Origin of the sequence: Salmonella sp. 741265116_PST, from assembly GCF_046567715.1 — a bacterium.
GTDB classification, from domain to species: domain Bacteria; phylum Pseudomonadota; class Gammaproteobacteria; order Enterobacterales; family Enterobacteriaceae; genus Salmonella; species Salmonella enterica.
On record NZ_JBKFPH010000038.1, the window covers coordinates 23693 to 30664 of the forward strand.

The following is a 6972-nucleotide window of genomic DNA, read 5'->3' on the forward strand; positions in this document are numbered from 1 at the left end:
CCGGCCTACGGTAGACTGGGTAAGCGCAGCGCCATCAGGCATGTTACGCAATCACGCGTTATACGCATTCTCGCCGTGACTGTTCACATCCAGCCCCTCGCGCTCCTGCTCTTCCGGTACACGCAGTCCAACAAGGATATCCGCCAGTTTGTAACCAACAAACGCGACAACGCCGGACCAGACGACCGTAATAGCAATACTTTCCAGCTGTACCATCACCTGATGTCCCATCGTAACGCCGTCGACAAAGCCAACGCCGCCCAGCGAACTGGCGGCAAAAACGCCGGTCAGGATACAGCCGACTATTCCGCAAACGCCGTGAACGCCAAATACGTCGCACGGATCATCTACCCGTAACAGACGTTTAAGCATGGTGACTCCCCACAATCCCGCCAGACCCGCAATAACGCCGATAACCAGCGCGCCGCCAACGCCAACATAGCCACAGGCTGGCGTCACGCCGACCAGACCGGCAATCGCGCCGGAACACGCTCCCAGCAGGGAAGGCTTACCGCGTAGCGTCCACTCGCCGATAATCCACCCCAGAATCGCGGCGGCGGTCGCCACCACGGTGTTCACAAAGGCCAGCGCTGCTATCTCGTTTGCGCTACCAGCAGAACCCGCGTTAAATCCAAACCAGCCGATATACAGAATCGCAGTACCGGTAAATACCATCGGCAGGTTATGGGGTTTAAATGCTTCTTTCCCAAAGCCGACGCGTTTGCCAATTAAATAAGCCCCCACCAGCCCGGCGATAGCGGCGTTAATATGCACCACCGTACCACCGGCAAAATCCAGCGCGCCGTGAGCAGCCAGCAGGCCGCCGCCCCACACCATGTGCGCAATCGGGATATAAGAGAGCGTGAACCACACCACGACAAAAATCAGTACCGCCGAAAAACGAATACGCTCCGCCAGCGCGCCGACAATCAGCCCGACGGTAATACAGGCGAAAGATCCCTGAAACGCGACATGAATATACTGATAAATCGTCCCCGTTACCGCCGTCAACGCGATATTCTTCAACATCGCCCCATCGGCATTACCGAAGAAATGATTCCCTTCGCCAAAAGCCAGCGAATAGCCGTACACCACCCATAAAATACAGACCAGCGCAAAGGTGACGGTCACTTGCGTTAACATTGACAGCACGTTCTTGGCGCGAATTAATCCGCCGTAAAACAGCGCGATACCCGGTATCGTCATGAACAGCACCAGCGCGGTGCAAATCATCATAAAAGCACTATCCGCTTTATCGGCAACCGCCGGCGCGGCTATCGTTAGCCCAGGCAGCAGCGCCAGTGAAGCCAGTGTGGTTTTTATCATCGCTATCTTCATTTTTTCATTTCCTGTTGCTGTGTGGCGGGTCTTACAGCGCTGCTTCGTCAGCTTCGCCGGTACGAATCCGAATAACGCGCATGAGCTCCGCGACGAAAATTTTGCCGTCGCCAATTTTTCCGGTGTAAGCCGCTTTACTGATGATATCGATCACCTCTTCCAGTTGGTCGTCGGCGATAGCCACATCAATTTTGACCTTCGGCAGGAAATTCACGCTGTACTCCGCGCCGCGATACAGTTCGGCGTGTCCTTTCTGACGGCCAAACCCTTTCACTTCGGTGACGGTCAGTCCCTGAATGCCAATGGAAGAAAGCGCCTCCCGCACGTCCTCCAGCTTGAACGGTTTGATAATCACGGTAACCAGCTTCATAGAACCCTCCAGTCAGAATTAGGTAACGGCTGCCGCCGCGCATGGACTCTTCAGAATGGATATTGCAAAGGATGTGCCAGAAGCTGGCGAGCGAGGAAAAGCGCGGTTAGCGGCGCGTCTTTATATTGACGCGCCCCAAAATCGAAGCAGGGAAAGAAAAACGCACCACGACGGTGCATAATGGGCGAGGCTTTGCCCTGTGGCGCAAAACCTTACGCCGCAGGGCCGGGTTCTTCGTGTACGTTGGCGGCTAACTCCTCGCCAACTAACTGTAATTGATACATTTGCCAGTAGCGCCCTTGCGCCGCCAGCAATTGTTGATGCGTCCCGCGCTCCACCGCCTGGCCGCGATGGAGAACCAGAATGGTATCCGCCTCCACGATTGTCGATAGCCGATGGGCAATAACCACCAGCGTGGTGCGCTCGCGAATCGCCGCCAGCGCCTGCTGTATCGCCTGCTCAGTGCCGGAATCGATGCTGGCCGTCGCTTCATCAAGAATTAATATTTGCGGGGCGTCAACCAGCACGCGCGCCAGCGCCAATAGCTGTTTTTGCCCGACGGACAGCGTATTTCCCTGCTCGCCGAGATGCGTATGCAGCCCGTCGCTCAAGCCGCGCGCCAGATCTGCCAGTTGTACCGTTTCCAGCGCCTGCCACACCTGCGCCTCGGAGACATCGCGCCCCAGCGTCACATTAGCCAGAAAGGTATCCGCCATCACTACCGGGTCCTGTTGAACCATCGCCACGCCCTGGCGTAAAACGCGATGATTAAGAGAGGAGATCTCTCGCCCATCCAGCCGAATTTCGCCTTGTGTCAGGGGGTAATACCCCATTAATAAGCTGGCGAGCGTGCTCTTCCCGCTGCCGGTGTGCCCCACCAGCGCCACAAAGCTACGGGACGGTACTGATAGCGTAATGTCCTGTAAAACAAGATTATCGTCGCGGTAAGCAAACGACAGATGATCAATATCAATCGCCCCGCTTTGTAACGGCCTGTCGTCGCTGCCATAGCGCTGGCGCGGGCGATCCATCAGTTCAAAAACACGCTCTCCCGCCACAACCGCCTGCTGTAGCATGGATTGCTGGGTGGTCAGTTCAATGAGCGGCTCGTTCAGACGTGACAAATAGCTAATGAACGCATACAGCACCCCGACCTCAATCGTGCCGGCAGACGTAAAGCTGAAAAGCATTAACAAACCGCACAAAATGAGCGCAGAAAAGAGGCTAAGCAGCGGGCGCAACAAAAAGCCGTCCAAGCGCAACGTCTGCATTCGCGCCATATAGTGCGAGCGGCTGGCCTCGCCCATGCGTTCGCCGAAGCGCGCCTGCTGGCGAAACTGCTGAATTACGCTCATCCCGTTGATGATTTCGTTAAAGCCGTCGTTAATATCCGCCAGATATGCCCGCACGCGGCGTACAATCGGCGTGCTGTAGCGCTGATAAATGATCATCACGGTCAATACCGCCGGAAAAATCAAAATCGCCACCAGCGCCATCCGCCAGTCAAGGCTGAACATGGCGACCAGCATGGCGCCGATCAACGCCGCGCTACGTAATACCGTTGCGACGACCGTGACGTACAGATCGCGGATGACTTCCGTATCGTTGGTCACGCGTGAAATTAATTGTCCGACAGGCTGCGTGTCGAAGGCGCTTAGCGGCTGGCGCAAGGCGGCATCCATGACGTCCGTGCGCAAGGACTGAACTACGCCAACGGCCGCCCGGTTAAATAATAAAGACTGGGCGTAATGCAGACCCGCCGCCAGAAATTGTAGCCCCACATAGGCGGCCGCCAGCCCCGCGACCTTGCCCAACGGTAAATGGTGGCGGGCCACCATGTTATCAATGAAATAGCTGATCAACAGCGGACCGCTAACCTCCGCCGCCGCCGCAATCCACAGCATCATCACCGCGACAGAGAGCGGTTTTCGCCATGGCGAGCCATACGCCAGTAACCGTTTCAGCGTCGGCCATAGCTGTCCAAAACTACGCATTCACCGCCTCCTCGCCGCGTTCCGGCGCGTCATCCAGCGCGGCCTCCAGTTGCTGATAGCGATACATATCGCGATACCAGCCAATCTGCTGCGCCAGTTGATCGTGATCGCCGCGCTGAACAACATGACCATGTTGCATAACGATAATTTCATTGGCGTCGGTCAGCGCGGATAAACGATGCGCGCTGATGATGACCGTACGCCCTTCGCCCCACTGGCGCAAATTATGCAAAATCTGATGCTCCGTGCGGCCATCTACTGCTGAGAGCGCATCATCGAGAAGCAGAATTTCCGCATTCAACAGTAGCGCTCTGGCAATCGAGATACGCTGTTTTTGCCCACCCGATAACATGACGCCACGTTCACCTACCTGCGTGTCGTAGCCCTGAGGCAAACGGAGAATATCCTCATGTACGCTGGCTAAACGCGCCACCTGTTCAATCTCCTCCTGAGTCGCCTCCGGGCGTCCGAGCGCAATATTATTGGCAATAGAGTCCGAGAACAAAAACGGCGTCTGGCTGACGACCGCCAGTCGGCTACGCCAGCTATCCAGTTGCAGATGCGTCAACGGCATGTCATGGAATCGGATTTCTCCCTGCGTCACATCAAAATGGCGCTGGATAAGCGACAAGATTGTGCTTTTCCCCGCGCCGGTCGGACCGCATATCCCCAGCATCTGACCCGGTTTAAGACGAAAGTTCACATTCTCCAGCGCCGGATGCGTCGTTTGCGGATAGCAAAACTCACGAATGGCCGCCGTCAGTTCGCCGCGCCCCGCCGGGACCGGCTCTTCGCCATCCTTAACTACCGGCGCTTCCGCCAGCATGGCGCGGATGCGGCTGTAAGCGGCGCTACCCCGCTCCACGATATTAAACATCCAGGCCAGCGCCAGCATCGGCCAAATCATCAACCCCAGATACATCATAAAGCTGGTGAGTTCGCCCAGCGTCAGGCTGCCGTTAACCACCATCCAGCTTCCGCCGCTAATCGCGAGCAGGTTCGCCATGCCAATGGCGATGTAAATGGTTGGATCAAAACGCGCGTCAATACGCGCCACGCGCATATTTTTCTTGCCGGTATCTTCGGCATCCGCCGCAAACAGCGAAGACTGGCGGTCCTCCAGACCAAACGCTTTGATCATGCGGATGCTGGTCAGACTCTCCTGCGTGCGGTCGTTCAGGCTGGAGAAGGCGGCCTGCGCCAGTTTGAAATAATCATGCAGCCGATCGCCGTAACGTTTGATCATCAGCGCCATAATCGGCATCGGCAACAGCGCTAATAGCGTTAGCTGCCAGCTAATTTGCGTCGACATGACAATCAGTACCGCGCAGCCCATTACCAGCGAGTCAACCAGCGTCAGAACGCCCTCGCCCGCTGCAAATACGACGCGATCCACATCATTCGTCGCGCGCGCGATAAGATCGCCCGTCCGATGGCGCTGATAAAATTCAGGATGCTGACGACTCAGCTGGCGATAATAATCTTCACGCAGTTCGACGGCTAATTGATAAGAAGCGCCAAACAGCAGCACGCGCCAGACATAGCGCAACAAATAGACCACTACGGCGATCAGGGCAATGGTGCCAATCCACATCGCTATTCGGCCTGGAGTAAAATGCTGTGCGGTTACGCCATCCACGACAATCCCCACCACTTTGGGCGGGATCAGCTGAAGCATCGCAATAAGCATAAGCAGGGCCACTGCGCCAAGATAGCGACGCCATTCCCGGCGAAAGTACCAGCTTAATTGAGCAAATAATCGCACGCGTTATTTCCTGATATGATTTCCGGCAATGCCGGGAGAATTATTCAATGGGCAGAGAGGTGGTGTACTTAATCTGTTCCATCGCAAAACTGGAGGTGACGTCTGACAGTCCTGGGACGCTATTGACCAGACGTTTATAGAAGTCGTCATACCGCTTCATGTCGGCCACCTGAACTCGCATCAGATAGTCGTATTCCCCCGCCATCCGCCAGAAGCCAAGCACTTCCGGCATCTCAGAGACGACGGTCACGAACCGACAGTACCATTCACTGCTGTGGTGCTGCGTTTTTATCAACACAAAAGCGGTTAACCCCAGCCCCAGTTTTTCCGGGTCCAGCAGCGCGACCCTGCCAAGCAGGACACCGTCATCTTCGAGGCGTTTAAGCCGCTTCCAGCAAGGCGTTGTCGTCAGATTAACGGCATCCGCCAGCGCCTGCAAAGAGAGGGTACAGTCCTGCTGCAATAAGCAAAGCAGTTTACGGTCAATTTTATCTAACATACCCACTCCACAGAGAATATTTTTCTCCTTACATTGTAATTTAAAGGTCAAATAGCAACAATTTTTTCCGTACTTTTCGCTACTCTTGGCACAAAATGATAAATGGATATTAATGATGAGTAGCAATTGGGTTAAAAATGCCATTAATGAAATTAACGCTGACCACCAGCGCTCGGCGGATACGCATCTTATTCGTTTGCCCCTGTCGGCTTTTCCAGGTATCCAGCTTTACCTGAAAGACGAAAGCACGCATCCCACCGGTAGCCTCAAGCATCGTCTGGCGCGCTCGCTGTTCCTTTATGGGCTGTGCAATGGCTGGATTAAAGAAGGCACTCCGATTATTGAAGCGTCATCAGGCTCAACGGCGATTTCCGAAGCCTGGTTCGCGCGTTTACTGGGACTGCCGTTCATCGCCGTCATGCCCGCCTGTACCGCAAAACGTAAAATCGAACAGATTCAATTTTACGGCGGCCACTGTCATTTTGTGGAGAGCGCCTGCGAAATTTATGCCGCCTCCGAGCGGCTGGCGCATGAACTGAACGGTCACTATATGGACCAGTTTACCTACGCAGAACGAGCTACCGACTGGCGGGGCAACAATAATATTGCCGACAGTATTTTCCGCCAGATGCGCAACGAACCCCATCCGGTACCGCGATTTATCGTCATGAGCGCCGGAACGGGCGGAACCTCTGCGACGATTGGGCGCTATATTCGCTGCCAGGGCTATGATACTCAGCTCATGGTGGTGGATCCGGAAAATTCCGTCTTTTTACCTTACTGGCAGGATCGCGACGCTTCATTACGCAGCCCGGTGGGCAGTAAAATTGAAGGAATTGGTCGTCCGCGAGTAGAGCCTTCTTTTATTCCGGATGTCGTGGATGAGATGCTGCGCGTGCCGGACGCCGCCAGCGTTGCCACCGCACACTGGCTGGAAACGCAGCTAAATAGCTGCGCCAAATAGTAGATCACTTTGATGGAACTCAGCCCGGATTGTGCGATCTGA

Annotated in this window: 5 protein-coding genes and 1 pseudogene; 1 reads left to right on the plus strand and 5 read right to left on the minus strand. The window is 55.2% G+C overall.

What is annotated here, in order from left to right:
* Window positions 1-51: 51 nt before the first annotated feature.
* The 5 genes from amtB to decR all read right to left on the minus strand — a co-directional run bounded on the left by amtB (window position 52) and on the right by decR (window position 5966).
* The gene (gene amtB / locus ACLD11_RS19455; RefSeq protein WP_000684912.1) at window positions 52-1338 is read right to left on the minus strand and encodes an ammonium transporter AmtB; all 1287 of its coding nucleotides are present in this window, start codon (window positions 1336-1338) and stop codon (window positions 52-54) included.
* Window positions 1339-1369: 31 nt separating this feature from the next.
* The gene (gene glnK, locus ACLD11_RS19460) at window positions 1370-1708 is read right to left on the minus strand and encodes a P-II family nitrogen regulator (protein WP_000780341.1); all 339 of its coding nucleotides are present in this window, start codon (window positions 1706-1708) and stop codon (window positions 1370-1372) included.
* A 212-nt stretch (window positions 1709-1920) separates the two neighbouring features.
* The gene (locus ACLD11_RS19465) at window positions 1921-3702 is read right to left on the minus strand and encodes a SmdB family multidrug efflux ABC transporter permease/ATP-binding protein (RefSeq protein ID WP_411015273.1); all 1782 of its coding nucleotides are present in this window, start codon (window positions 3700-3702) and stop codon (window positions 1921-1923) included.
* Entirely contained in the window at window positions 3695-5467 is a 1773-nt protein-coding gene (locus ACLD11_RS19470; RefSeq protein WP_001235560.1) for a SmdA family multidrug ABC transporter permease/ATP-binding protein, read from the minus strand. The genes ACLD11_RS19465 and ACLD11_RS19470 overlap by 8 nt, the downstream gene beginning before the upstream one ends.
* 40 nt (window positions 5468-5507) lie before the next feature.
* Window positions 5508-5966, minus strand: a complete 459-nt coding sequence (gene decR, locus ACLD11_RS19475; RefSeq protein WP_411011430.1) for a DNA-binding transcriptional regulator DecR — start codon at window positions 5964-5966, stop codon at window positions 5508-5510.
* 112 nt (window positions 5967-6078) lie between these two features.
* On the opposite strand from decR, the pseudogene cdsH reads away from it, so the two are divergent.
* A pseudogene (gene cdsH / locus ACLD11_RS19480) lies at window positions 6079-6912 on the plus strand (cysteine desulfhydrase); the annotation flags it as partial.
* Window positions 6913-6972 lie beyond the last annotated feature (60 nt).